Source organism: Polaromonas glacialis, from assembly GCF_000709345.1.
GTDB classification, from domain to species: Bacteria; Pseudomonadota; Gammaproteobacteria; order Burkholderiales; family Burkholderiaceae_C; genus Polaromonas; species Polaromonas glacialis.
Map to the genome: position 1 here is coordinate 2,439,401 of NZ_KL448323.1, position 24,130 is coordinate 2,463,530.

Annotated in this window: 29 protein-coding genes; 12 read left to right on the forward strand and 17 right to left on the reverse strand. The window is 61.5% G+C overall.

From position 1 onward, the window contains the following. Positions 1-62 precede the first annotated feature (62 nt). Together EC86_RS0112015 and rpoH are read left to right on the forward strand one after the other, a co-directional pair. Entirely contained in the window at positions 63-365 is a 303-nt protein-coding gene (locus tag EC86_RS0112015; RefSeq protein WP_232229874.1) for a hypothetical protein, read from the forward strand. 361 nt (positions 366-726) lie between these two features. Continuing rightward, the gene (gene rpoH / locus EC86_RS0112020; protein ID WP_029525870.1) at positions 727-1,665 is read left to right on the forward strand and encodes an RNA polymerase sigma factor RpoH; all 939 of its coding nucleotides are present in this window, start codon (positions 727-729) and stop codon (positions 1,663-1,665) included. Positions 1,666-1,739: 74 nt separating this feature from the next. On the opposite strand, the gene EC86_RS0112025 is transcribed toward rpoH, so the two are convergent. The 5 genes from EC86_RS0112025 to EC86_RS0112045 all read right to left on the reverse strand — a co-directional run bounded on the left by EC86_RS0112025 (position 1,740) and on the right by EC86_RS0112045 (position 6,176). Next, positions 1,740-2,354, reverse strand: coding sequence for an SCO family protein (locus EC86_RS0112025; RefSeq protein WP_036773147.1), 615 nt, complete (start codon positions 2,352-2,354; stop codon positions 1,740-1,742). A gap of 14 nt (positions 2,355-2,368) precedes the next feature. After that, complete coding sequence (gene cyoE, locus EC86_RS0112030) at positions 2,369-3,286, reverse strand: heme o synthase (protein WP_029525872.1); 918 nt, start codon at positions 3,284-3,286, stop codon at positions 2,369-2,371. Then, positions 3,283-4,467: a COX15/CtaA family protein gene (locus EC86_RS0112035; RefSeq protein WP_029525873.1), complete on the reverse strand. Its 1,185-nt coding sequence runs from the start codon at positions 4,465-4,467 to the stop codon at positions 3,283-3,285. The genes cyoE and EC86_RS0112035 overlap by 4 nt, the downstream gene beginning before the upstream one ends. A gap of 230 nt (positions 4,468-4,697) precedes the next feature. Further along, positions 4,698-5,330: a hypothetical protein gene (locus tag EC86_RS0112040; RefSeq protein ID WP_051676157.1), complete on the reverse strand. Its 633-nt coding sequence runs from the start codon at positions 5,328-5,330 to the stop codon at positions 4,698-4,700. A gap of 99 nt (positions 5,331-5,429) precedes the next feature. Next, positions 5,430-6,176, reverse strand: coding sequence for an SURF1 family protein (locus EC86_RS0112045; RefSeq protein ID WP_029525875.1), 747 nt, complete (start codon positions 6,174-6,176; stop codon positions 5,430-5,432). 18 nt (positions 6,177-6,194) lie between these two features. Here EC86_RS0112045 and EC86_RS0112050 point away from each other — a divergent pair, with 18 nt between their 5' ends. After that, a complete protein-coding gene (locus EC86_RS0112050) occupies positions 6,195-6,416 on the forward strand; it encodes a twin transmembrane helix small protein (RefSeq protein WP_029525876.1) in 222 nt (73 codons plus the stop codon). Between the two features lie 88 nt (positions 6,417-6,504). On the opposite strand, the gene EC86_RS0112055 is transcribed toward EC86_RS0112050, so the two are convergent. From EC86_RS0112055 to EC86_RS0112090, 8 genes are all read right to left on the reverse strand, one after another. After that, positions 6,505-7,389 (reverse strand): cytochrome c oxidase subunit 3, encoded by an 885-nt coding sequence (locus EC86_RS0112055; RefSeq protein WP_029525877.1) that lies wholly within the window; start codon positions 7,387-7,389, stop codon positions 6,505-6,507. A 58-nt stretch (positions 7,390-7,447) separates the two neighbouring features. Beyond that, a complete protein-coding gene (locus EC86_RS0112060; protein WP_029525878.1) occupies positions 7,448-7,660 on the reverse strand; it encodes a DUF2970 domain-containing protein in 213 nt (70 codons plus the stop codon). After that, positions 7,657-8,235, reverse strand: a complete 579-nt coding sequence (locus EC86_RS0112065; protein WP_029525879.1) for a cytochrome c oxidase assembly protein — start codon at positions 8,233-8,235, stop codon at positions 7,657-7,659. Before EC86_RS0112065 ends, EC86_RS0112060 begins: the two co-directional genes overlap by 4 nt. A 32-nt stretch (positions 8,236-8,267) precedes the next feature. Then, entirely contained in the window at positions 8,268-8,378 is a 111-nt protein-coding gene (locus EC86_RS29905) for a cytochrome oxidase small assembly protein (protein ID WP_232229875.1), read from the reverse strand. 17 nt (positions 8,379-8,395) lie between these two features. Beyond that, the gene (gene ctaD / locus EC86_RS0112075) at positions 8,396-10,030 is read right to left on the reverse strand and encodes a cytochrome c oxidase subunit I (protein ID WP_029525880.1); all 1,635 of its coding nucleotides are present in this window, start codon (positions 10,028-10,030) and stop codon (positions 8,396-8,398) included. 94 nt (positions 10,031-10,124) lie between these two features. Continuing rightward, the gene (gene coxB, locus EC86_RS0112080; RefSeq protein ID WP_051676158.1) at positions 10,125-11,312 is read right to left on the reverse strand and encodes a cytochrome c oxidase subunit II; all 1,188 of its coding nucleotides are present in this window, start codon (positions 11,310-11,312) and stop codon (positions 10,125-10,127) included. A 132-nt stretch (positions 11,313-11,444) separates the two neighbouring features. Next, positions 11,445-11,939: a DUF2244 domain-containing protein gene (locus EC86_RS0112085; protein WP_029525882.1), complete on the reverse strand. Its 495-nt coding sequence runs from the start codon at positions 11,937-11,939 to the stop codon at positions 11,445-11,447. Positions 11,940-12,136: 197 nt separating this feature from the next. Beyond that, a complete protein-coding gene (locus EC86_RS0112090; protein WP_029525883.1) occupies positions 12,137-13,039 on the reverse strand; it encodes a methyltransferase domain-containing protein in 903 nt (300 codons plus the stop codon). Positions 13,040-13,117: 78 nt separating this feature from the next. Here EC86_RS0112090 and EC86_RS0112095 point away from each other — a divergent pair, with 78 nt between their 5' ends. Further along, complete coding sequence (locus tag EC86_RS0112095) at positions 13,118-13,849, forward strand: ComF family protein (protein ID WP_051675871.1); 732 nt, start codon at positions 13,118-13,120, stop codon at positions 13,847-13,849. Between the two features lie 79 nt (positions 13,850-13,928). Further along, positions 13,929-14,408 carry a tRNA (cytidine(34)-2'-O)-methyltransferase gene (locus tag EC86_RS0112100; RefSeq protein ID WP_029525885.1) on the forward strand — a complete coding sequence of 160 codons (480 nt, stop codon included), beginning with the start codon at positions 13,929-13,931 and terminating at the stop codon, positions 14,406-14,408. 15 nt (positions 14,409-14,423) lie between these two features. Here the strand turns inward: EC86_RS0112100 and EC86_RS0112105 are convergent, their stop codons facing one another. Next, complete coding sequence (locus EC86_RS0112105; RefSeq protein WP_029525886.1) at positions 14,424-14,879, reverse strand: MaoC family dehydratase; 456 nt, start codon at positions 14,877-14,879, stop codon at positions 14,424-14,426. 207 nt (positions 14,880-15,086) lie between these two features. Between EC86_RS0112105 and kefC the strand changes: the two genes are divergently transcribed. Further along, positions 15,087-16,910 carry a glutathione-regulated potassium-efflux system protein KefC gene (gene kefC / locus EC86_RS0112110; RefSeq protein ID WP_029525887.1) on the forward strand — a complete coding sequence of 608 codons (1,824 nt, stop codon included), beginning with the start codon at positions 15,087-15,089 and terminating at the stop codon, positions 16,908-16,910. 120 nt (positions 16,911-17,030) lie between these two features. Then, complete coding sequence (locus EC86_RS0112115) at positions 17,031-17,975, forward strand: delta(1)-pyrroline-2-carboxylate reductase family protein (RefSeq protein ID WP_029525888.1); 945 nt, start codon at positions 17,031-17,033, stop codon at positions 17,973-17,975. A 123-nt stretch (positions 17,976-18,098) separates the two neighbouring features. Here EC86_RS0112115 and EC86_RS0112120 read toward each other — a convergent pair whose 3' ends face one another. Continuing rightward, the gene (locus EC86_RS0112120) at positions 18,099-18,854 is read right to left on the reverse strand and encodes a sulfite exporter TauE/SafE family protein (protein WP_029525889.1); all 756 of its coding nucleotides are present in this window, start codon (positions 18,852-18,854) and stop codon (positions 18,099-18,101) included. Positions 18,855-18,983: 129 nt separating this feature from the next. On the opposite strand from EC86_RS0112120, the gene EC86_RS0112125 reads away from it, so the two are divergent. Next, positions 18,984-19,625 (forward strand): trimeric intracellular cation channel family protein, encoded by a 642-nt coding sequence (locus EC86_RS0112125; protein WP_029525890.1) that lies wholly within the window; start codon positions 18,984-18,986, stop codon positions 19,623-19,625. A 40-nt stretch (positions 19,626-19,665) separates the two neighbouring features. On the opposite strand, the gene EC86_RS0112130 is transcribed toward EC86_RS0112125, so the two are convergent. Beyond that, entirely contained in the window at positions 19,666-19,887 is a 222-nt protein-coding gene (locus EC86_RS0112130) for a hypothetical protein (protein WP_029525891.1), read from the reverse strand. A 181-nt stretch (positions 19,888-20,068) separates the two neighbouring features. On the opposite strand from EC86_RS0112130, the gene EC86_RS0112135 reads away from it, so the two are divergent. Continuing rightward, positions 20,069-20,503, forward strand: a complete 435-nt coding sequence (locus EC86_RS0112135; protein WP_029525892.1) for a DUF1841 family protein — start codon at positions 20,069-20,071, stop codon at positions 20,501-20,503. Positions 20,504-20,601: 98 nt separating this feature from the next. Here the strand turns inward: EC86_RS0112135 and EC86_RS0112140 are convergent, their stop codons facing one another. Next, positions 20,602-21,279, reverse strand: coding sequence for a c-type cytochrome (locus tag EC86_RS0112140; protein ID WP_029525893.1), 678 nt, complete (start codon positions 21,277-21,279; stop codon positions 20,602-20,604). Positions 21,280-21,412: 133 nt separating this feature from the next. Between EC86_RS0112140 and EC86_RS0112145 the strand changes: the two genes are divergently transcribed. The 3 genes from EC86_RS0112145 to EC86_RS0112155 are packed head-to-tail and all read left to right on the forward strand — an operon-like array spanning position 21,413 to position 24,102. Next, positions 21,413-22,255, forward strand: coding sequence for an AAA family ATPase (locus tag EC86_RS0112145; protein ID WP_029525894.1), 843 nt, complete (start codon positions 21,413-21,415; stop codon positions 22,253-22,255). Positions 22,256-22,268: 13 nt separating this feature from the next. Then, entirely contained in the window at positions 22,269-22,868 is a 600-nt protein-coding gene (locus tag EC86_RS0112150) for a GNAT family N-acetyltransferase (RefSeq protein ID WP_029525895.1), read from the forward strand. A 10-nt stretch (positions 22,869-22,878) separates the two neighbouring features. After that, positions 22,879-24,102, forward strand: coding sequence for a vWA domain-containing protein (locus EC86_RS0112155; RefSeq protein ID WP_029525897.1), 1,224 nt, complete (start codon positions 22,879-22,881; stop codon positions 24,100-24,102). Positions 24,103-24,130 lie beyond the last annotated feature (28 nt).

A 24,130-nucleotide genomic window follows, 5' to 3' on the forward strand; every position in this document is an offset into this window, starting at 1 on the left:
CCCGTGCGGGCATTGAAAACCGGAAAATCGTCGCCATCTGCGGTTTTTAAAGGATTGCCCGCGTGAACAGCCCTCTGAGTCAGATTTTTCGTTTTATTTTGAAACTGGTTTTCGCCTTGTCGGCAGCCGTGCTGGCCGTCGGACTGCTCTTGGTCGCGCTGACGGTGTTTGCCCTGAGCCTGCTCAAATCCCTGATCACCGGCCGCAAATCCGCACCGCTCATGGCTTTTGCCCGCTTCCGGAAATTCTCGCAGCAGGGCATGTGGACAGGCAGTCCCTCCCGCCAGCCTTCACCCAGGGCAGCATCCGGCCAGGTGATCGATGTCGAAGCGCGCGAACTCCGGGACGAGCGGCGCGAGCCCTGAAAACCGGCCTCATTCGCGGCGCCAAGTTCATATACTCGCTATGGTTTAGATAGCTGAAAACGCATATGGCCATTGCGCAAAGTGTATTTTTCATTGTAATTTTGCGAAAATAATCTACAAGTCATTGGCTGGATTCCTTCCACCAGGGTCATGGCAGGCCCCGCGCCTTTACAAGCCCGAAACCAAATCTTCTGAACCTATTGATGCAAGCTTTGTCTTATAGGCAGGGTTAACACTGATTAGCCTTTGGCTATTGATCCCATTGAACAGGTTATCTAGCACTCTCTGTAGTGGAGTGCTAATATTTAGCGTTAGTGAAAAGGAGTTTGCAATGTCTTATGCCCTTTCCCCCAAGTCGATGATGTCTTCCGCGGCCGCGCCTGCCCAGTCGGCCAACGCCGTGGCCGCGCTGAATCCTTGGTCGATGGTGCCTCCGTTGGGCAATCTTGATGCCTATATTTCGGCGGTGAACCGCCTGCCCATGCTCACGCTGGAGCAGGAGCAGGAGTTTTCGAAAAAGCTCAAGGAAAACAATGATCTGGATTCGGCCGGGAAGCTGGTGCTTTCGCACCTGCGGCTGGTGGTGTCGATCTCGCGCAAGTACCTGGGCTATGGCCTGCCCCACGGCGACCTGATCCAGGAAGGCAATATTGGCCTGATGAAGGCGGTCAAGCGCTTTGACCCCGAGCAGAACGTGCGCCTGGTGAGCTACGCCATGCACTGGATCAAGGCCGAGATCCACGAGTACATCCTGAAGAACTGGCGCATGGTCAAGGTGGCCACCACCAAGGCACAGCGCAAGCTGTTCTTCAACCTGCGCTCGATGAAGCAGGGCTTCAAGGACGACGCCGATGTCGCCACGCACCGCGACACGCTGACCGAGGGCCAGATCGATTCCATGGCGCAGACGCTCAATGTCAAGCGCGAGGAAGTCATCGAGATGGAGCAGCGCATGTCGGGCGGCGATGTCCTGCTGGACCCGGGTCCGAGCGACGATGGCGACGACGCCTTCGGTCCTATCGCCTACCTGGCCGACAGCGCGCAGGAGCCCACGGCCCTCATCGAATCGCGCGAGCGTGATGACCTGATGACCGGCGGCCTGAGCACCGCGCTGGAAGAACTCGACCCGCGCGCTCGCCGCATTGTCGAGGAGCGCTGGCTCAATGTGAACGACGACGGTTCAGGCGGCATGACGCTGCACGACCTGGCCGCAGAATACAAGGTCAGCGCCGAGCGCATCCGCCAGATCGAGGTGGCGGCGATGAAGAAAATGAAAAAAGTCCTCGCAACCTACGCCTGAGCGCGCAGGCCGGCGGATTCCGGCCTTGCGTCTGACTGATTGAAAGCCTGCACTGAAAAGTGGCAGGCTTTTTTTCAACTGGTCTTTATCAGCAGGCGGATATCGGATGCAAGGACTTCGGCACCCGAGCCGTAGCGGTTGTACAGCCGGACGCGGCCTTTCGGGTCATAAATATAGCTGCCTGCCGAATGGTCCATGGTGTAGCTGCCCTTGGTCTTGCCGCCGACTTTCTTGTAATAGATCTTGAAGTCCTTGGCGACTTGGGGAAGTTGCTCGGGCGTCGGCCGAAGCGCCAGGAAACCGGGGTCGAAATTGCCCATGTAGGCCTTGAGCAGCTCGGGCGTGTCGCGTTCCGGGTCCACCGTGATGAAAATCGCCTGGAGCTTGTCGCCGTCAAGCCCCAGCAGCCGCTTGACCTCGGCCAGTTCGGCCATCGAGGTCGGACACACGTCGGGACACTGGGTAAAGCCGAAAAACACCACCACGACCTTGCCGGCGAAATCCTTGACGGTGCGCAACTGGCCGTTGTGGTCCGGCAGGGAAAAATCCTGCGCATAGTCGGCGCCGGTCAGGTCGATGCTCTTGAACTGGGGCTTGTCGGGTGTGCAACCCGTCAGCCAGGCGGAAGTCAGCGTCAGCGCCGCAAGGCTTGAGAGGGTTGTCAGCGTCCGCCTTCTTCCAGAGGACATGGGCAAGGTGGTTTTCATAACAGGTAGTGGTCCAGCAGCAAGGCTGCAAACAGGGCGGACAGGTGGATCAGCGAAAAACGGAAGGTCCTGCGTGCCAGCGCATCGGAATAGTTGCGCCAGAGCATCCAGGCATAGCCGCTAAAGCCAATGCTCAGCACCACGGCGGCCACCAGGTAGAGCCAGCTGCTCATCTTGAAGATGAAAGGCATCAGGCAGGCGGCGAACAGCACCAGCGTGTAGAGAAAAATCTGCAGCCGGGTGAATTCGTTGCCATGCGTGACTGGCAGCATCGGCAGGCCGGCCTTGCGGTAGTCTTCGACGCGGTAAAGGGCCAGCGCCCAGAAATGCGGCGGCGTCCACAGGAAAATGATCAGGAACAGGATCAACGCTTCGGGGCCGACTGACCCGGTCATGGCGGCCCAGCCCAGCACCGGCGGCATGGCGCCCGAGGCGCCGCCAATGACGATGTTCTGCGGCGTCAGCGGCTTGAGGATGACGGTGTACACCACGGCATAGCCGACAAAGGTCGCAAAGGTCAGCCACATGGTGAGCGGATTGACCCATACAAACAAAATCCACGAGCCGAGCGCGCACAGACCGGCGGAAAACGCCAGCGTCAGCGGGTTGCTCAGCTGGCCCCGGGCGGTCGGACGCCAGGCGGTGCGCCGCATCTTGGCATCGATCTGCTGCTCTACCAGGCAGTTGAAAGCTGCTGCCGCGCCGGCGACCAGCCAGATGCCGGCGCAGGCAACCAGCGCCAGCTGGACATCGGGCCAAGTCGGAAGCCCAGGCACCGCCAGCACCATGCCGATCAGCGCGCAAAACACGATGAGTTGCACCACGCGCGGCTTGGTCAGCGCGTAGAACTGACTGAAACGGGATGGGGCACGGACGGCGGACGACGTGGCGGCGGAAGGATGAGGGGAATTCATGCAGACATTCTCGAAGCATTCAAGGAAGGGACACGCACCGGCACAGGCGATTTCTGGCTGGAAAAAACAATGCCGGTCAGGACCACCACCAGCGCCGCGGCACCACCTGTGTGGCCGACGGCCGCCAGCAGCGGCCAGCCTAGCACTACATTGCTCAATCCGGTGGCCACCTGCAACAGGGTCAGGCCGGCCAGCCAGCGCGCCTGAAGGCGAAACGCCGGCAGCCTGTGCAGGTGCAGCGCGAGGAGCATCAGCACGGCAAACACCGCGTAGGCCGCCAGTCGATGGACATAGTGGATGGCCGTCAGCGCCTGAAAGCTGATGTAGCCGCCCTCATGCCCTGCGCCCAGTTCGCGCCACAGCGTGAACCCCTGGCGGAAATCCATCGATGGCCAGAATGACCCCTGGCAGGCCGGAAAATCGGTGCAGGCCAGCACGGCGTAATTGGTGCTGACCCAGCCGCCCAGCGCGATCTGCAGCCACAGCAGGGCAAAGGCGGCCAGCACGAAGCGCCGGTTGGCAGGGCTCAGAAGGCTTGGCTTGGCTTGTTCATGCACCTGGGCATAACGCACCGACTGCGCGCGCAGCAAGGCCAGCAGCACCAGTCCGCCCAGCAGGTGCATCGTCACGATGGCCGGAAACAGCTTCATTGTCACCGTGAGCGCGCCAAAAGCGCCTTGCAGGCAGACCCAGACCAGCGTGGCGGTGGGCCACCACGGTGAAAGGATGGATGCCGGGTTTGAAATTCCTGCGCTGCGCTGCTGCTCGCGGCGCGCCATCCAGGTGACCAGCGTCAGCGTCAGGATCAGCACGCCGACGCCGGTGGCCAGGTAGCGGTGGATCATTTCGATCCAGGCCTTGGAATGCGTGACCGGGCCGGTGGGCATCGCGCTCTGGGCGGCTTCAATATGCAGTTGCGCGCCAACCGGGCTGGCGCTGCCATAGCAGCCAGGCCAGTCCGGGCAGCCCAAGCCGGAATCGGTCAACCGGGTAAAGGCACCAAAGATCACCAGGTCAAAGGTCAGGAACAGCGTGACCAGCGTCAGCACGCGCAGCCGCTGGGCCACCGGCGCATGCTTGTTGCGCGCCCAGACCCAGGCCAGCGGCCCAAGCGCCACCACCAGGCCCATGATCATCAGTCGCAGGGCCGGGCTGAGGTTGTAAAGGTCTTGCGTGTCCATGTCTAAAAAGAGGCGGACGTTGCCGCGCTTAATGAAGTGTTGGAAGTGCAGGGTCCGTACCACTGTCTTCGCCAAGCCACGGACGCAGCAGCACCCCCAGCGTCGCACATCGCCAAGCGTGATGGGGTTCCACACCAGCAGGGGCCGCGGAACCGGCTCAGCCGGGCCGCAGGCGCAGCAGCCCCCTCGGGGGGCAGCGCAGTACGCGAAGCGACAAGCGTGGGGGCCATCTACCGGCCTTCCTTGTCCCAACTGCTGGATGCGCGCAGCAGGCGGTCCAGGTCGCGCTTGGCCTTGGCAGCGGCCTCGGCATCCATGTCGGCGGGAAAACGCATCATCAGGTTGCCCAGCGGATCGACCAGGTAAAGATGGTCCTGCACGCGTTTGCCCGGCTCTGCTGCCAGCCACTGCGCCAGATCGCCGGGCTGCACGCGCAGCACGGTGGCAGCCGCCAGGGCTGGCAGCAGAGCCGGACGTACCGGGATGTCGTCATCCACCAGCCAGACGCGGTCCAGCCGATCCTTTTCCCGGCCCAGCGATTCGCGCAGCTGACGCTGGAAATACAGGTTCTGCTCGCATCGCGTGTCGCAGGCACCGCCGGCAACGCTCAGCAGCAGCCACTGGTCTTTCAGCGCCGTCAGCGTGCCGGCATTGCCGTCCAGCGTCCGCGTGGCCAGGGCCGGCAAGGGACGCTGCGGGTTGATCAACTCGCCAAAGTTGCGGCGACCCTCGGGCCTGACCACGTAGTACATGAAATAGGACGCCACGACCGGGCTGGCGCAGACCAGCAGGACAAGAATCATTTTCCAGCGGCCCGAGCGGGTATCGGCCGAACGCACGCCGGACGAGTTGATCGCCGGCATGGCATGAACGGTCAGGCCCAGCGGCTGATCCTGGGCGGTGAAAGCGGATTGCAGGGCGGAAGCGTCAGAGGAATCTTTTGTCACGGTACTTGGGGCCAGTTAATCGCAGCGCTGGGCGCGCAGGGAAGCACGAAAAGGAAGAATGATCTGATACCAGACATACAGGATGACCACCAGCAGGCACAGGCCAAACCATTGGAAGGCATAGCCATAGTGCTTGTCGACCCCCAGGTTGGGCGCTGCCCATTCACGCAGCAGGCCCTCGCTGGGCGCACCGGTCTGCAGCAGGGAAACCTGTTCGATCAGCGGCAAACCGGTCTCAAGCCGGAAAGCGGCCAAGTCAAGATTTTGCCGTATCGGCCCCGCATCGACGCCCTTGAACTCATAAAGCTTGGAAGGTGGCGGGGCAATCCGGCCCTGGACCGTGACCACGCCTGCGGGTGTGAGCACGGGTGGCAGGCGGGAACGGTCAGAAAAATCCCGCGGAGCCCAGCCGCGCTGCACCAGAATCACCTGGCCGGTGCCTTGCAGCGTCAAGGGCGTCACTACCCAAAAGCCGCTGCGCCCGCTCATCGGGCGGTTGTCAAGGTACACCGTATGCGTCGCTTGCCAGGTACCCTGGAACACAGCCTGCCGGTAAACTTCATCAGCTATGTTTTTAGTAGCAGACAATGACCGCGCATCAAGCGTAGAAAGGCTATTTTTGTCAACAATCGCGGCCTGGACGGCCTCCTTTTGGGCGGCACGGCGCAATTGCCACTGTCCCAGCGAAAAGGTGCCCCCCGCGACCAGCAGTGCCGCCAGCGTGAGAATCCAGAAATGGCGGGAATGCAAGGCAGAAGTCATGGGCTGATAATTGGGTTCATGAATTATCTTGTTGCACTGGCATTCATCGCCATTCTCGCCAGCCTGGGCGCCGCCCTTTTCTTCATGATGAAAGACGGCACGGATGGCAAACGCAAGACCAGCAACATGGCACGGGCGCTGGCGTTTCGCGTCGGCTTTTCGATATTGCTCTTTGTCTGCATTCTGATTTCATGGAAGATGGGCTATATCCAGCCAACCGGCATCCCGGCGGGGAAATAATAAGACAGGTCAATAAAAAAGGCCGCGTCAAGCGGCCTTTTTGATGGGACTCAGGGAAACATGGCGGCCGGTTAAACCGCCAGGCACGTTACAGCCAGTACACCAGTATATAAAGACCCAGCCACACCACGTCCACAAAGTGCCAGTACCAGGCAGCGCCTTCAAAGCCAAAGTGCTTGTCGGCGGTGAAATGCCCTTTTTGCAAACGCAGCGTGATGAACAGCAGCATCAGCATGCCGACCAGCACATGAAAGCCGTGAAAGCCGGTCAGCATGTAAAAGGTTGAGCCATAGATGCCGGAAGTAAGCTTCAGGTTGAGATCCGAATAGGCATGGAAGTATTCGTAGCCCTGAACGCACAGGAAGATGATTCCGAGCAGCACCGTCAGCCACATGAAGGCAATCGTGCGGCCCCGGTGGTTTTCACGCAGTGCGTGGTGGGCGATCGTCAGGGTCACGCCGGAACTCAGCAGCAATGCCGTGTTGATCGTCGGCAGCCAGAACGGCCCAACGGTGGAAAAGGGCTCGATGATGCCGGCAGGCGATGCGGTGGCCCCAACGGCAGCCAGGCTGGGCCAGACCGCCTTGAAGTCAGGCCAGAGCAAGGCGTTGTCCAGGCTTCCGAGGGCGGGAACCGAATGCGCGCGGGCCCACCAGAGTGCGGTGAAAAAAGCACCAAAAAACATTACCTCGGAAAAAATGAACCAGCTCATGCTCCAGCGGTAAGACAAATCGATCCTGTGGCCGTAAAGGCCGCCTTCGCTTTCGGCGATCGAGTCACGAAACCACTGGAACAGGGTACCCAGCCAGAACAGCATGCCAAAAGCTAGGCACCACGCCCCCCAGCCGGCGCCGTTGATCCACTGGCTGGCGCCGAGGATCACAAAAAACAGGCCGATGGCGGACATGACCGGGTGCCGCGAAGGTCCGGGCACAAAATAGTAAGGGGTTGCCCCATGGGTTGCTGCTGACATCGCTCGACTCCTGTTTTTTCTCTCGAATTTTCACTGATCTTTTAACTAACCGTGGTGTCTAGCGCGCAACCGCCCAGTTCACCAGCAGCACCAAAACTGCCACAAATACAAAAATACCAACCAGCCCGACAGCAATGATGTGAAGCGGGCTCAGGTTTTTGACATCTTCTTCATAGTCGCCTCTGGCCCGCAAGCCAACGAACGACCAGGCAACGGCCTTGACGGTTCGCCAAAGCGAGGGCTTGCGCGGAGGCTTTTGTGCCACCTTCAGGCACCTGCCGCTTTGGAGTCATCCGGAACGGCCGGTGTCTTGCCGCCTACCTCGAAGAAGGTGTAGGAGAGCGTGATGGTTTTCACATCCCTGGACAGCTTCGGATCAATCACAAAGGCAACCGGCCACTGCTTTTTCTCGCCAGGGGCCAAGGTGTACTGGCTAAAGCAAAAGCATTCCAACTTGTTGAAGTGCGAGCCCGCCTGCGCTGGCGCATAGCTGGGAATGGCCTGGGCCGACATGGTGCGGTTCTGCACGTTCTGGAACTCATACATGACAGTCGTCAATTCCCCGGGATGGACCTGCACCGAACTTTGGGCTGGCTTGAAATGCCAGGGGCCGCGCGAGTTGGCATCGAACTCGACCGTGATGGTCCGGCTTCGGTCAACCTGCGTATTGGCCGGCAGCGTGGCCGTTGCACCGGGAATCTGCCGATCGCCCAAGGCCAGCACGTTGATGCCGGTCATCTCGCAAATGGCCTTGTAGATCGGCACCAGCGCATAGCCGAAGCAGAACATGCCAAGCACGATCACGCCCAGCTTGCCTAACATGTTGAAGTTTTCGCGCTTGAGCATCGGGAATTGTCAGAACGGGGAACTTGTCCGGCTCAACGGCCCAGAAAAATCATCTTGGCCATGAAACCAAAAAAGAACACGACAACGACCGATGCCAGGATCAGGGCAAGGCGAAGGTTGCTTTTTTTCTGGTCAGGCTTCATAGGATGGGTCATCAAGTTCAGGCAATCACGCGGGTTGCGGTGGCATCGAGCTTGGGCGGTGTTTCAAAGGTATGGAAAGGCGCAGGCGACGGAACTTCCCATTCCAGGCCCTCGGCACCCTTGCCGCCTTCGTCCAGCCAGGGATTCTGCTTGGCTGGCACGCCCTTGCCGCGCATGGCCGGCAGCACGACGAAAAAGAAGAAATACACCTGTGCGAAACCAAAGAAGAAGGCGCCGACGCTGGCAATCGCGTTGAAGTCGGCGAACTGCATCGGGTAGTCGGCATAACGGCGCGGCATGCCGGCCAGGCCCAGGAAGTGCATCGGGAAAAATGTGACGTTGAACGAGATCAGCGACCACCAGAAATGGATCTGGCCACGGGTTTCGCTGTACATCACGCCGGTCCACTTCGGGCTCCAGTAGTAGTAGCCGGCAAACATGGCATAAAGCGATCCTGCCACCAGCACATAGTGGAAGTGGGCCACCACGTAATAGGTATCCTGCAGCTGGGTGTCAATCGGCGCCACCGCCAGGATCACGCCGGTCAGGCCGCCAATGGTGAACACGAAGATGAAGCCGACCGCAAACAGCATCGGCGTCTCGAACGTCATTGAACCCTTCCACATCGTGGCGATCCAGTTGAACACCTTCACGCCGGTTGGCACCGCGATCAGCATCGTCGAGTACATGAAGAACAGCTGGCCGGTGACCGGCATGCCGGTGGTGAACATGTGGTGCGCCCAGACGACGAAGCTCAGGATGGCGATCGAGCCGGTGGCATACACCATCGATGCGTAGCCGAACAGGCGCTTGCGTGAAAACGCCGGAATGATCTGGCTGATGATGCCAAAGGCCGGCAAGATCATGATGTAGACCTCGGGGTGGCCGAAGAACCAGAAGATGTGCTGGAACATCACCGGGTCGCCGCCGCCGCCCGGATTGAAGAAACTGGTGCCGAAGTGGCGGTCGGTCAGCGTCATGGTGATGGCGCCAGCAAGGACCGGCATCACGGCGATGAGCAGGTAAGCCGTGATCAGCCAGGTCCAGCAGAACATCGGCATTTTCATCAGGGTCATGCCGGGCGCGCGCATGTTCAGGATGGTCACGATGATGTTGATCGAACCCATGATGGACGAAGCGCCCAGCAGGTGAATCGCGAAGATGCCGGCATCCATCGCTGGCCCCATCTGCAGCGACAGCGGGGCATACATCGTCCAGCCGCCGGCCATCGCGCCGCCCGGAAGGAGGAAGGACGTGCTGAGCATCAATGCCGCCGGAATCATCAGCCAGAAGCTGAAGTTGTTCATGCGCGCAAACGCCATGTCCGAGGCGCCAATCTGCAGCGGGATCATCCAGTTCGCAAAGCCGACGAACGCCGGCATGATGGCGCCAAACACCATGATCAGGCCGTGCATGGTCGTGAGCTGGTTGAACAGTTCGGGGTTGACCAGTTGCAGGCCCGGCTGGAACAGTTCGGCGCGGATCAGGAGCGCCAGAACGCCGCCGAGCATCAGCATCGTGAAGCTGAACAGCAGGTAGAGCGTGCCAATGTCCTTGTGGTTGGTGGCGAACACCCAGCGGCGCCAGCCCGTCGGGGCATGGTGATCGTGGGCATCATGCGCGTGATCGGGGTGGTCTAGAACTGCACTCATCTTGGCTTCCTTTGGTGGCTTGTGCCTGTAGCTTTGTCTTTTAAGGCTGAAAGCGAATCGCTCGGCAGCCCGTCATTTATCAGAATCGGATGATTTACTTGCGTGCGGCCAGCACCTCGGCGGGCTGGACGATATGCCCGGTCTGGTTGGACCAGTTGTTCTTGGTGTAGCTTGCCACGGCAGCCAGGTCGGTATCGCTCAGCGCTTTCCAGGAAGGCATGGCGCCACCGGCAGCACCGTTCAAAAGGATCTGGATTTGCTTGTTGTGGTCGGCATCCAGCACGATGGCCGATCCGTCCAGCGGCTTGATGGGGCCGGCACCCTTGCCGTTGGCCTGGTGGCATGCAGCGCAGTTGGCGGCGTAAACCTTTTCACCACGGGCCTTGAGGTCCACCAGCGTCCAGACTTTGGACGGGTCATCGGCCAGGGCGGCAGCCTCTTTCGCCTTGACGGCAACCCATGCGGAGTAATCCTGGGCGGACACCACCTTGACATGGATGGGCATGTAGGCATGTTCCTTGCCGCAGAGTTCCTGGCATTGGCCATAGAAGTCGCCAATCTTTTCGGCGCGGAACCAGGTGTCGCGCACAAAGCCAGGAATCGCATCCTGCTTGATGCCGAAGGCCGGCACGGCAAACGCATGAATCACGTCGTTGGCCGTGGTGATGATGCGGATTTTCTTGTTGACGGGAACGACCAGCGGGTTGTCCACCTTGAGCAGGTAGTTGTCGGGCGCTGTTTCACCGGCCTTGGGTCCGCCGTTGTTGGACATCTGGCGCTGGGCGGTATCGAGCGTCGAGACAAAGCCGATGCCTTCGCCCTCGCCCTTGATGTAGTCGTAGCCCCATTTCCACTGGATACCGGTCGCCTTGATGGTCAGGTCGGCGCTGGTGGTGTCTTTCTGGGCAACCAGCACCTTGGTGGCAGGCAGCGCCATGCCGATGACGATGACGAAAGGAACGATGGTCCAGGCAATCTCGACAACGGTCGACTCATGGAAATTGGCCGCCTTGTGGCCGACCGATTTGCGGTGCTTCAGGATGGAATAGAACATCACCCCGAAAACAGCCACGAAGATCAGCACGCAGATGATCATCATGAACCAGTGGAGCCAGTGCTGCTCCGCAGCAATGCGGGTGACCGCAGGATGAAGATTGAGCTGATTGACCGCCGGGCCGCCAGGCAGATCGTTGACGGCATGGGCAGCAGTGCTCAGCCAGGCTGCTGCAAAGACGCCTGCCGAGCCTGCATGCTCAAAGCCAAGCCGTGTCAATTTGCTCATGGTGTTGCTCAGGTTCATCGTGATCACTTTTTTTCTGCTTCAATTACTGATTGAATTAACCGGTCATTATAAAGTTTGCGACAGGTCAAAACTCCAAAATCGAAAATCAGGCAGGAACATCCTGGCTGCGGGTCAGCAGGTACGCAAGGCAAAGCGTATTTCGCGGGCCAGCAGGGGCCGCAACTCGGGCCGCACATGGCGGCCTACCCGCACCGACCGGCCCTGGCCCGACACCTCGATCAGTGAACCGTCTTCATTCTTGGGCTCGATGCGAACCCATTCCCGATTGAACGCGGCGCGCTCGGTCCGGCCAGCGGTTTCAAGTTCAATCACCAGTTGCCCGTCCTGCAAAACAATTTTTTCAGTGTCGCCCGCGTGACGCGAATAAACAACAAATGCAGTGCCAATGGCCAGCAAGGCAAACGTCATGACGACCGACGCATTCTGCGACGACAAAAAAGCCGCCACGCCAAGGCAGGCAAGGCAAAGCGACAGGTAAAACCATCCGAGCTGCGCCGGCGAGATCAGGCTGTGCCGCTTCAGACGCCACAGCACGACCGAGCCTTGGGAAGGAACATGGTTGGCAGATAAGGTGGCAAATTGAAAAGCCGGGGGTGATTGCAACATGTGACAACCCTCACGAAAACAGCATGCAGCGTGGAAAAAACAGGGGAAGCAAACAAACCCAAACATGGCCAAAAGCAGTTCAGGCTGGCCGCAAGTTCACGAATTTAAACAGAAACTCTCGCAATCCTTCCTAGGGAAAACCGCAAAGACCTTAAACATAATGCAACAGGAGGGTTGCCCCGCTGGGGACAGGCCGCTCAACCCGGTGCGCCCGAACCGCTCTGCAGCATCCTGCGCATGTCCTCGACCGACACGGAACTGAGCGCGCTCACCTTGAATTTTGGCCTGGCCTTCAGCGCATGCCCATAAATGACCTCGAACGTCAGCGACAGCCGGCCGTCGCTGCCGGTCAGCTGCGTCGCCAGTTCTTGCGCCAGTTTTGCCTTCCACGCCCTGCCCCGCAAGCCGGGAAAGCGGGCCGGATGGAAATTGCGGCCAAGCTCGCCAAGCTCCTGCAGCAATCGCTCGGGCGTTTCATACGTCAGCGTGATGCGCTCCATGTCCATCACCGGCTCGGCAAAGCCGGTTTGCACCAGCATGTCGCCCCAGTCGTGCATGTCGGTCAGTTCATGGCCGGCCGGTGGCCAGCCCAGGCGGGCGTACAGCGAACGCAACTCCCTGGCGGTATCGGGTCCGAGGCATGAAAACATCAGGAATCCATCGACCTTCAAGGCGCGGTGCCACTGGGCGAGCAGCGCCTGCGGATCGGCCGATTCGTGCAGCGCCATGTTCGCCCACAGCATCTCCACGCTGTCCGGCGGCGGCATCTCGAAATGCACCGGCGCGGCGCGCCACTGGCTCGGGCTCCACCAGGGTTTCGCTATATTTTTAATAGCTACTTGCGCCCGTCCTTCTTGCGCTTCAGCAACAAAACATGCTGAATCCGGATAGATTTTCGCCAGTTCGGCATGCGCCTGCAGTCCGCCGCGCAAGGCGCCCCAATGCGCCCAGGCCTGCGGCCTGAGCTTGATCCACTCCAGCCGGCCCTGCATGCGGCTGGCGACTTCCTCATGCAGCCAGGGAGAAGTCAGGGGTGCCGTTCGCTGCCAGCGGCTGACGGCGTTGGGATCGAGCGTGGGCGGGCGCGAGGTGGTGGTCATGAGGGGCGATGGTGGCACAAGGGGTCGGGCGAGTATATTGACACGGTGCGCCAACCCCTGTCCGCCCTTCGCCGATTCATGCCCCGCTTGCCGGGTCTTGTCAGCCAGTGCGCCGTCTGCCACGGCTGGCCGGCAGCGCAGGTCTGCCGGCCCTGTCTGGCGCGATTCATGACGGGCCAGCCCTGCTGCGCGGTGTGCGCACTTCCCCTGCCCGCGCTCTTGCCGGTCGAGCTGCCAGCGGCCCCGCGTCTTTGCGCCAGCTGCATGCGCCAGCGCCCGCCCGTGGACACCACGCTGGCCGCCGTGCCTTATGCCTATCCCTGGTCGGCGCTGATTTCACGCTACAAGTTTGGCGAGCAGCCCGGCTGGGCCGGTTTTTTTGCCGGCCTGCTGCTGCAGACGCCAGGCGTGGCCCAGGCACTGGGCGAGCTGGACACGCAGGACTGGCTCCTTCCCCTGCCGCTGTCGGCCGAGCGGCTGCAGACGCGCGGCTTCAACCAGGCCTGGGAACTGGCCAGCGCCCTGGCCCGCCAGTCCAGCACCCGGGGCCGGGCCGATACGCGGCTGCTGCTGCGGCTGAAGCACACGCGTCCGCAAAGCCAGCTCGGGCGGGAAGCGCGGCTGTCCAACGTCAGGGGCGCTTTCCAGGTCGATCCGCTGCGCGCCGGCGAACTGGCCGGCCGGCGCGTGGTGCTGGTAGACGATGTGATGACCAGCGGCGCATCGCTCTTTGCTGCGGCGCAGGCGCTGCGCGATGCCGGCGCGGCGCACATCACCGCGCTGGTCCTGGCGCGCACGGCGCCCGCCTAGAATCGCCGCTTCATTCACCGCCGCGTCCCGCACCGCCATGGGTTCGCCATCAAGGCGCGGCCATTCCCCTTTTCACCTCATGTTCAATATCGTCCTGGTCGAGCCCGAGATTCCGCCCAACACCGGCAACGTGATTCGCCTGGCGGCCAACACCGGCTGCCGGCTGCACCTGGTCGAGCCGCTGGGCTTTTCGATGGACGACAAGCACATGCGCCGCGCCGGGCTTGACTACCACGAGTACGCCCAGGTGCTGCGCCACGCCAGCTGGCCGGCTTTCCTGGCCAGCCAGCAGCCGCCCTTTGAGCGGCTGTTCGCCCTGACCACGCAGGGCGCCGGCAACATGTACAACGCCCGTTTCTTGCCGGGCGACTGGCTGGTGTTCGGCTCTGAAACCAAAGGGCTGGCGCCTGAAGTGCGCGCGTCGTTTGGCCTGGGCCAGCGCCTGAAGGTGCCGATGCTGCCCGGCCAGCGCAGCCTGAACCTGTCCAACACCGTGGCCGTCACCGTGTTCGAGGCCTGGCGGCAAAACGGCTTTGCCGGCACCACCCTGCCCGGCTGATTCAGCCCACGGGTTTCACGGATAGCGCCGCACCAGCGCTTCGGCCACGCACACTGGCTTGGCCGCGCCTTCGCGCTCGACCGTCACGTCCCACGCCATCTGCAGGCCGCCCGCCTCGATGGGCTGGGCGCTCAGCAGCTTCATGCGTGCGCGCAGACGGCTGCCAACCACCACGGGCGCCATGAAACGCACCTTGTTCAGGCCATAGTTCACGCCCATGCGGGACTCGATAATTTCCATCGACGACTCGAAAAACCGGGGCAGCAGCGACAGCGTCAGATAGCCGTGGGCAATCGTTGCGCCAAACGGCCCGGCGGCGGCTTTTTCAGGATCGACATGAATCCACTGGTGGTCGCCTGTGGCCTCGGCAAACAGGTTGACCTGCTGCTGCGTGATCGTGATCCAGTCGCTGACGGCGACTTCCTGGCCCACGCAGGCCGCCAGATCTGGCAGGGTTTGAAAGGTTTTCATCATGGCACTGTAGCGGGATGGCCGGCATTGGAAACAGGCCGGGTGTCGATTGGGCGACAGCCCTGGCGCCAAAACACGGCCGGTAAAAATCTCGTCCGATGCGGGCGGCGCCCGGCTTTTCCGCTATCGTTGCCGGATGCATGCACCCCATGAGACGTTTCTCCAGCCCCGGCGGCTTGCCCGCACGGCATCGCCCGCGAGTCCTGAATGAACCACGCACCCGACTGGCTGATCAACAGCTTTATCTACCTCGCCGCCGCCGTGGTCGCCGTGCCGCTGGCGAAAAAGCTCGGCCTGGGCTCGATCATCGGCTACCTGGCCGCCGGCATCGCCATCGGCCCGTGGGGGCTCGGGCTGGTCACCAATGTGCAGGACATCCTGCATTTCGCCGAGTTCGGCGTGGTGCTGATGCTTTTCCTGATCGGCCTGGAGCTGGAGCCCCAGCGGCTGTGGAACCTGCGCCGGCCCATCTTTGGCTGGGGCAGCGCCCAGTTGCTGAGCTGCGCCGCGCTGCTGACCGGCACCGCCATGGCATTTGGCATCGGCTGGCCGGTCGCGCTGGTCGCCGGCCTGGGGCTGGCGCTGTCCTCGACCGCGATTGCGCTGCAGTCGATCAACGAGCGCAACCTGATGCGCACCTCCAGCGGCCAGGCCGGCTTTTCGATCCTGCTGTTCCAGGACGTGGCGGCCATCCCTATCCTGGCGCTGATGCCGCTCCTGGGCACGCTTGGAGAAGGAAATGAAACCATCACGCACACCAGCCGTGCATTTGAAGCTCTGAAAATCATAGCAAGCATCGGCGGCATCATTCTGGGCGGCCGGCTGCTGCTGCGCCCGGTGCTGCGCTGGATCGCCAACAGCGGCACGCCCGAGATATTCACCGCCGCGTCGCTGCTGCTGGTGGTCGGCATTGCCGCCTTGATGCAACTGGTCGGCCTGTCGATGGCGCTGGGCGCATTTCTGGCCGGCGTGCTGCTGGCCGAAAGCGAATACCGCCGCGAACTGGAAACCGACATCGAGCCGTTCAAGGCCTTGCTGCTCGGCCTTTTTTTCATTGCGGTGGGCATGAGCATCGACTTTGGCGTGCTGTGGAAATTCCCCGGGCAGATGCTCGCCATCCTGGCCGGCTTCCTGGGGCTGAAGCTGCTGGCCATCTACGGACTTGCTTATGCGATGAAACTGCCCTACCAGGAGCGGCCGGTGTTTGCGCTGCTGCTGGCGCAGGGCGGCGAATTTGCCTTCGTGGTGTTCCAGGCCGCTGCCGGCGCCCGGGTGTTTTCAGCCGAAACCGCCTCGCTGCTGATCGGCGCCGTGGCGCTGTCGATGCTCATCAGCCCGCTGCTGCTGGTGGCCATCGACAAGCTGCTGCTGCCGCGCTATGCCAACGGAAAAAAAACCACGCTGGAGGAAATCTCGGAGCCGCAGGAGGCGCCGGTCATCATTGCCGGCTTTGGCCGCTATGGCCAGATCGTCGGCCGCATGCTGCTGGCGCAGGGCATTTCGGCCACGGTGCTTGACCATGACGCCGATATGATCGAGACCATCCGCACCTTCGGCTACCGCGTGTTCTACGGCGACGCCACCCGGCTCGATTTGCTGCGCACGGCGGGCGCGGCGCAGGCAAAGATTCTGGTGCTGTCGGTCGATGACGTGGAGCAGTCGCTGAAGATCGTCGACATGGTCAAGGAGAATTTTCCACAGCTCCAAATCGTTGCCCGTGCGCGGGATGTGCCGCACTGGAACGCGCTGCGCGACCGGGGCGTGATGCGCGTCGAGCGCGAGCTGTTCGAGTCCAGCCTGCGCAGCGCCCGCACCGTGCTCGAACTGCTGGGCCAGCCGCAGATGGCCGCGCAACAGGCCGCCGAACGGTTCCGCCAGCACAACCTGGCGCTGTTCGAGCAGATGTACCCGCACCGCAACAACCGCGAAAAATTCATTGCCGTTGCCAAACAGGGACGGATGCAGCTGGAAGCGCAGATGAAGCAGGAGCGCGAGCAGCTGGCGCAGCAGGCCAGAGACGCGCAGGGCTGAAATATTGATCAAATAGGGGTTTTGCGCAATACACGCCAGCGCAATCAGCTATTATTTATATAGCATTCACACCATTCCGGCCAGCCGCTGCCGGTCATGCAAAACCTGAAGGATTCGCCCATGACCCACCCTGCCCCTAGCGTCCTGAGCGCCGCCGACACCGCACGCGCCTTGCCCTACCCGGCGCTGGCGCGGGAGATTGAAGCCTTGTTGCGCGACCCGGCGGTGGTCGTTCCGGCGCGCATCGTGCAGGCGCTGCCGGGCGGCGGCAGCCTGTTTGTCATGCCGGCGGTCGATGCCCGCGTCGCCATCACCAAGCTCATCACCTTCACGCCGGACAACGCCGGGCGCGGCCTGCCCAGCATCCAGGGCGACATCGTGGTGTTCGACGTGGCCACCGGCCGCCGGGTGGCGATTCTGGACGGGCCGACGGTGACCGCGCGCCGCACGGCGGCCGTGTCGCTGCTCGCTGCGCAAAAGCTGGCCAGGCGTACCGACGGCCCCTTGCTGATCGTCGGGGCGGGCGTGCAGGGCCGCGCCCATCTGGAAGCCTTTCACGCCGGGCTGGGCCTGCGGGAAGTGTGGGTCGCTTCACGCAACCCGGCCAGTGCCGATGCCTTGGTGCGGCATGCCCAGGCACTGGGCCTGCGCGCCCGCCGGGTCGATGACGCCGACGCCGCGCTGGCCGACTGTCCGCTGGTCGTCAGCACCACGCCAGCGCAGCAGGTGGCCTTGCGCGCCATGCCTGCGCTTGACGCATTTGTCGCTGCCGTGGGCGCCTTCACGCCGGCCATGGTGGAGTGGGATGCCGCGATTTGCCGCCGGCTGGCGGCAGAAGGCACGCTCGTGGTCGATACCCGCGACGCCGACCATGAAGCCGGCGACCTGCTGCAAGCGGGCATCGACGTAGCAGCCCTGCCGACGCTGGCCGATGTGGTCGGCGGCACCGCTGCCTGGACCGGCCAGGCCGCACGCCGTGCCAGCGGGCCGGTCTTTTTCAAAAGCTGCGGCTGGGGAGGCTGGGACCTGGCTGCTGCGCGATGCATGACCCGCTTGGCCCCATGAATCTATCAAACCGGACAATGCGGACGATGACGGGCTGCGCAAGACGATTTGCTCCGAAAATGTGAATAAAACAACCCTCTTGCGCAGTAAGTACGGGCATTAGCAGCTATTTATTTTATAGCATCAAAGCAAGCCGTCCGACAGCAGCTTGACGCCCGTCAGGAACATGCCGCCGTACAGGATGCGGTAAAACCAGAGCGGGCTGATGGTCCGGGCCATGCGAACGCCCACCCACACGCCGATGGGTGCCAGCGGCAGCAGCACCAGCGAGGTCGCCATGTTGCGCCAGTCCAGCAAGCCAAGCCAGGCGTAGGGAATCCATTTCGACAGGTTGATGACAAAGAAGAAAAACGCCATGGTGGCGGTGAACCTGACCGGGCTCAGGCGCAGCGGAATCACATACGCGCTGATCGGCGGACCGCCGGCATGGGCGACGAAGCTGGTGAAGCCCGAGGTCACGGTCAGCAGCGCGCCCAGCCATTTCGGCGGCGGCGGGCTCTCAGGCCGGGGCGGAAACAGCAGGCGCTGCGCCAGGAACAGCAGCGTGAAACCGCCGACGATGGCCGCGACCGTGTGCGCATCGAGCACCCGGAACAGCAGCGCGCCCGCCACCGTTCCCATCAGGCCGAAGGGCACAAGGAACTTCAGGAACGCAAAGTCGAAATCCTTGCGAAACGCAGCGATGCCCAGCAGGTCCATCAGCAGCAGCAAGGGCATCAGGATGGCGGCGGCCTCGGGCACCGTGACGGCGAGTGCCATCATCGGCACGGCCAGCGAGCCAAAGCCGGCGCCAAAACCGCTCTTGCTGATGCCCAGCAGCAGCACCGCAGGCACGGCGACGGCGTAGAAGTAAGGGTCGGTGATCAGCGGAAAGTCCACGGCGGCACGTCTTTCTGGTCCGAACCGTGTGGCAAGGCGGAAGTAGAAGAAGAAGAAAAAAACTGCGCCATGTTAACCGCCATGAAGGCCTGGGCCATGGCCGGCGCCCGGCACGGGGACAATGGCCGCATGCTTGTTGACATTCAATCCTGGGGAGAAACGCTGCGCCTGGTGGTCGAACTGGCGGGCACCACCGCCTTTGCCGTATCAGGCCTGCTGGAAGCGGCGCGCAAGCGGCTCGATGCCGTCGGCGTCTGCGTGGTCGCCTTCCTGACGGCGTTTGGCGGCGGCACGCTGCGCGACCTGCTGCTGGACCGGCGGCCTTTTTTCTGGGTCCAGCATGTGGAACTACTCTGGGGCGTGATGGCGCTGTGCGTGCTGGCCATGCTGTTCTTGCGCCAGCAGCATTTCGAGGTGACCGAAAAGGCCATTCAGTGGCCCGATGCGCTGGGGCTGGGGCTGTTCGCGGCCACCGGCGTTCACCTGGCGCTGGTTGACGGGATGCCGCTGCTGGTGGCCGTGCTGCTGGGCGTGATCACCGGCGTGTTCGGCGGCGTGCTGCGCGACATGGTCTGCAACGAAGTGCCCACGGCCTTCCGTGACCACCGGCCCTATGCCGTCTGCGCCTTTGCCGGCGGCTGGGTTTACGCAGGGCTCTGGCTGCTGGACGCGCCGGGCTGGATGGCGCTGGTGGCCTGCGTGGTCACCACGGCCGGATTGCGCCTCGTGGCGCTGTGGCGCAACTGGGAACTGCCGGCCTGGCGGGTGTGAGGGAATCCAATTCAAGTCGACCAGCCTGGCACCATCGGCTTCAGGACTTGCGCGATCCCATCACCAGCACGATGGCACCCAGGACAATGGCGCCCAGGCTCAGCCACTGGGGAATGTTCACCGCCTTCTTTTCGGTGACGGTCAGTTCCATGGGGCCGATTTTGGCGGCGGTCGTGTCCTGGGTGAAACTGAATCCGCCAGTGAAAAATCCAGCCAGGCCGGCCACGATCAAAATAATGCCTGCAATGCGCGCTGCGTTCATCGAAATTTCCTTGCCGGGCGGGTGGGTCGATGGGCGGCACTGACCGGAATTGCACCGCCCTGCGGGTAATGTACGGCCTTTGCATGGCTTGTCCTTCACCCGGGCCGTCAGGCTGGACGGGAAACCGCAGTCAAATCATCACGCACGCAATGGAAAAAGCCTGCGTGATAGGCTCTGGCCCATGTTTACGCCCTCACAAGCCGACGTTCGCCGGTTTTTTTGCTCTGTTTATGCCAAGTCCCGCACCAGTCAACCGCTGGAAGCTATTGAAACCATAGCAAGCCAGTGGATCGACGAACATCCCGAATACCAGGCCGACTTCATGAACATGGATACGGCGCTTGAAAAGGTTTATGGCGTGGAAGGCGGCCATACCAATCCTTTCCTGCACCTGTCGATGCACCTGTCCATCAGCGAGCAGTGCTCGATTGACCAGCCGCGCGGCATCCGCCAGGCCGTTGAATTGCTGACCGCGCGGCGCCGTTCGCTGCACGATGCGCACCATGAAGCGATGGAGTGCCTGGGCCGGATGGTCTGGGAAAGCCAGCGCTCAGGCCGGCCGCCCGATGGCGCGGCATACATCGAATGCGTGCAGCGCCAGGCCACCAAAGACTGAGATGGAGCAGGCATTGGGCCTGACAAGACGATAGTCACGCACAAAAAAGCCGCTGGTCCAGCGGCTTTTTCCTTGCATTCGCGCCAGTGTTCGCAGGATCAGCGGAAGCGGCTTTCCGGAACCACCTTGAGCTCACCCGGCACGGAAGACAGGTAGTTGGCCATCGCCTTGAGTTCGGCATTGGTGTACTGCTTGGCCATGCCGCCCATGATGGGGTGCGCGCGGCCGACCTTGGCGTTGGCATTGCCGGCGTTGTCGTTCTTGTAGGCCTTAAGCGCCACGAACAGGTAGTCGGCATGCTGGCCGGCAATCTTGGGGTAGGAAGGATCGATGGGCTTGCTGAAATTGGCGCCGTGGCAGGATGCGCAATTGGCCTTGTTCAGCAGCGCCTGAACGTCGGTGCCAGGCTCTTTGGCGGGCTTGTCAGGCAACTGGGCGCCGGCTACCAGGCCGTGCGCGCTGTAGTAGGCCGACAGGTCGGCAATGTCCTGGTCCGTCAGGGTGGCGGCAATGCTGCGCATGGTCGGATGCTTGCGGTCGCCTTTTTTGTAGGCATGCAGCGAAGCGGCAATGTAGTTCGCGCTCTGGCCCGAGATCATGGGCACCTTGTATACCTCGGGAAACGAGGACTGGTAGCCCTTGATACCGTGGCAGCCAATGCACATCGCATTCTTGGTCTGGCCGGCGTTGGCATCGCCCTTGATGTCCTGGGCAAGGCTTGCCATCGTCACGGAAGAGACAGCCAGGGCGAATATCGAGGTGAACAGCTTATTCATTTTGCGCGCACAATCCGGTGAAAAATCATCGTTTAAACAACGTCGGATTATATCTGCGCCCGCCCAAACGCGGACCATTGCCGATAATCCGGCCAAATACCCCATCCACATCAATACGCCGACTCCAAAAATCATGAAATTTCACGGTTCCAAAAACTACGTTGCCACGCCGGACCTGATGCTGGCGGTGAATGCCGCATCGACCCTGACCCGCCCGCTGCTGGTCAAGGGCGAGCCGGGTACCGGCAAGACCATGCTGGCTGAGGAAGTGGCCCAGGCCCTGAATCTTCCGCTGCTGCAATGGCACATCAAGTCCACCACCAAGGCACAGCAGGGGCTGTATGAATACGATGCCGTTTCGCGCCTGCGCGACTCGCAGCTCGGCGATGAAAAGGTCAAGGACATCCACAACTACATCGTCAAGGGCGTGCTGTGGCAGGCTTTCACGGCGGACCAGCCGGTGGCCCTGCTGATCGATGAAATCGACAAGGCCGACATCGAATTCCCGAACGACCTGCTGCGCGAAATCGACCGCATGGAGTTCTACGTCTACGAGACGCGCGAGCTGATCAAGGCAAAACACCGGCCCCTGGTGTTCATCACCTCCAACAATGAAAAAGAATTGCCCGACGCTTTTTTGCGCCGCTGCTTTTTCCACTACATCAAGTTTCCTGACGCCGACACGATGAAAAGTATCGTGGACGTGCATTTCCCGACGCTCAAAAAAGAACTGCTGGCCGCCGCGATGAAAACGTTTTACGACGTGCGCAACCTGCCCGGCCTGAAAAAGAAACCGTCCACCAGCGAACTGCTCGACTGGCTCAAGCTGCTGGTCGCAGAGGACATCCCCCTTGAAGCGCTGCAAAGCGGCGACCAGAAAGTATCGGTGCCGCCGCTGATCGGCGCGCTGCTGAAGAACGAGCAGGATGTGACGCTGTTTGAAAAGCTGGTGTTCATGCAGCGCAACAACCGCTGACGCGATAAAACCCATGCGATTTATCGAACCCCCGACCTTGGCCGGCCGCGACTGGGCCATCCTGGAGCCGCTGGAACAAAAACATGAGGCCGAACTGCTGGAAGCGGCTAAAGACGGCGAGTTGTGGAACCTCTGGTACACGGCCATTGCCGGTCCGGACGGCGTGATGGGCTACATGGAGGCAGCCTTGAAAATGCGCGACGAATTGGGCGCCATGCCTTTTGTCGTGCGCCGCAAGTCGGACGGAAAAATCGTCGGCTCGACGCGCTACTTCAATGTCGATGCCAAAAATCGCCGGCTGGAAATAGGCCATACCTGGTACAGCAAAAGCGTGCAAAGAACCGGCCTGAACACCGAAGCCAAGCTGCTGCTGCTAAAACACGCCTTCGAGAAGCTCGACTGCATCGCGGTGGAATTTCGCACCCACTGGTTCAATTTCGACAGCCGCGCCGCCATTGCCCGCCTGGGCGCCAAGCAGGATGGCGTGCTTCGCAACCACCAGATGGCGCCCAACGGCACCCTGCGCGACACGGTGGTGTTCAGCATCATTGCCAGCGAGTGGCCGACGGTCAAGGCGCACTTGAAACACGAACTCAGCAAACCCCGCAACTAGCCCACCCACCATGCTGATTGATTTTTTCTACACGCTACGCTCGGCCAGACTGCCGGTGTCAGTCAAGGAATTCCTGATGCTGCTTGAAGCGCTGCAGGCTGGCGTCGTCGGACCCAACAGCGGCAAGGAGCTTGGTCCCGATGGCGAGACCAGCGAGGGCGCCTACAAGATTGACGACTTTTATTACCTGAGCCGCACCGTGCTGGTGAAGGACGAAAAGCACTACGACAAGTTTGACCGCGCCTTTGCAAGCTACTTCAAGGGCGTGGAAATGGTGGCCGATTTCACCAAGGACATTCCCCTTGAGTGGCTGCGCAAGAACCTGGAACTCGAACTCAGCCCCGAGGACAAGGCCAAGATCGAGAAAATGGGCTGGGACGAGCTGATGGAAACGCTCAAGAAACGTTTTGAAGAACAGAAAGAGCGCCACGAAGGCGGCAGCAAATGGATTGGCACCGGCGGCACCTCGCCTTTCGGCGCCAACGGCTTCAATCCGCAGGGCATTCGCATCGGCCAGGAAAAAAGCCGCAACCGCAGCGCGGTGAAAGTCTGGGACCAGCGCGCCTACAAGGACTATGACGACACGCAGGAACTCGGCACGCGCAACATCAAGGTCGCGCTGCGCCGCCTGCGCAAGTTTGCGCGCCAGGGCAACCAGGAAGAACTCGACCTGGACGACACCATCCGCTCCACCGCCGCCAACGCTGGCTGGCTTGACATCAAAATGGTGCCTGAGCGCCACAACAACGTGAAGGTGCTGCTGCTGATGGACGTGGGCGGCACCATGGACGACCACATTCACCGGGTCGAGGAAATGTTCTCCGCCGTCAAGGCCGAGTTCAAGCACCTGGAGTTCTATTACTTCCACAACTGCGTCTATGACTTCATGTGGAAGAACAACCGCCGCCGCTTCGCCGAGAAATTCCCGACCTGGGACATCATCCGCAAGTACAACAAGGACTACAAACTGATCTTTGTCGGCGACGCGACCATGAGCCCCTACGAGATATTGCAGCCCGGCGGCAGTGTCGAATACAACAACGAGGAAGCCGGCGCCGAATGGCTGCAGCGACTGACCAGCGCGTTCCCGAAGTTCGCCTGGATCAACCCCGAGCCGCAGGGTGTCTGGCAATACCGCCAGAGCATCAGCGTGGTCCAGCAACTGATGGGCCAGCGCATGTATCCCCTGACCCTTAAAGGGCTTGAGGAAGCCATCCGGCTGCTATCGAAATAATGTCGAAGTAAACTCGCGCCCGTGACCC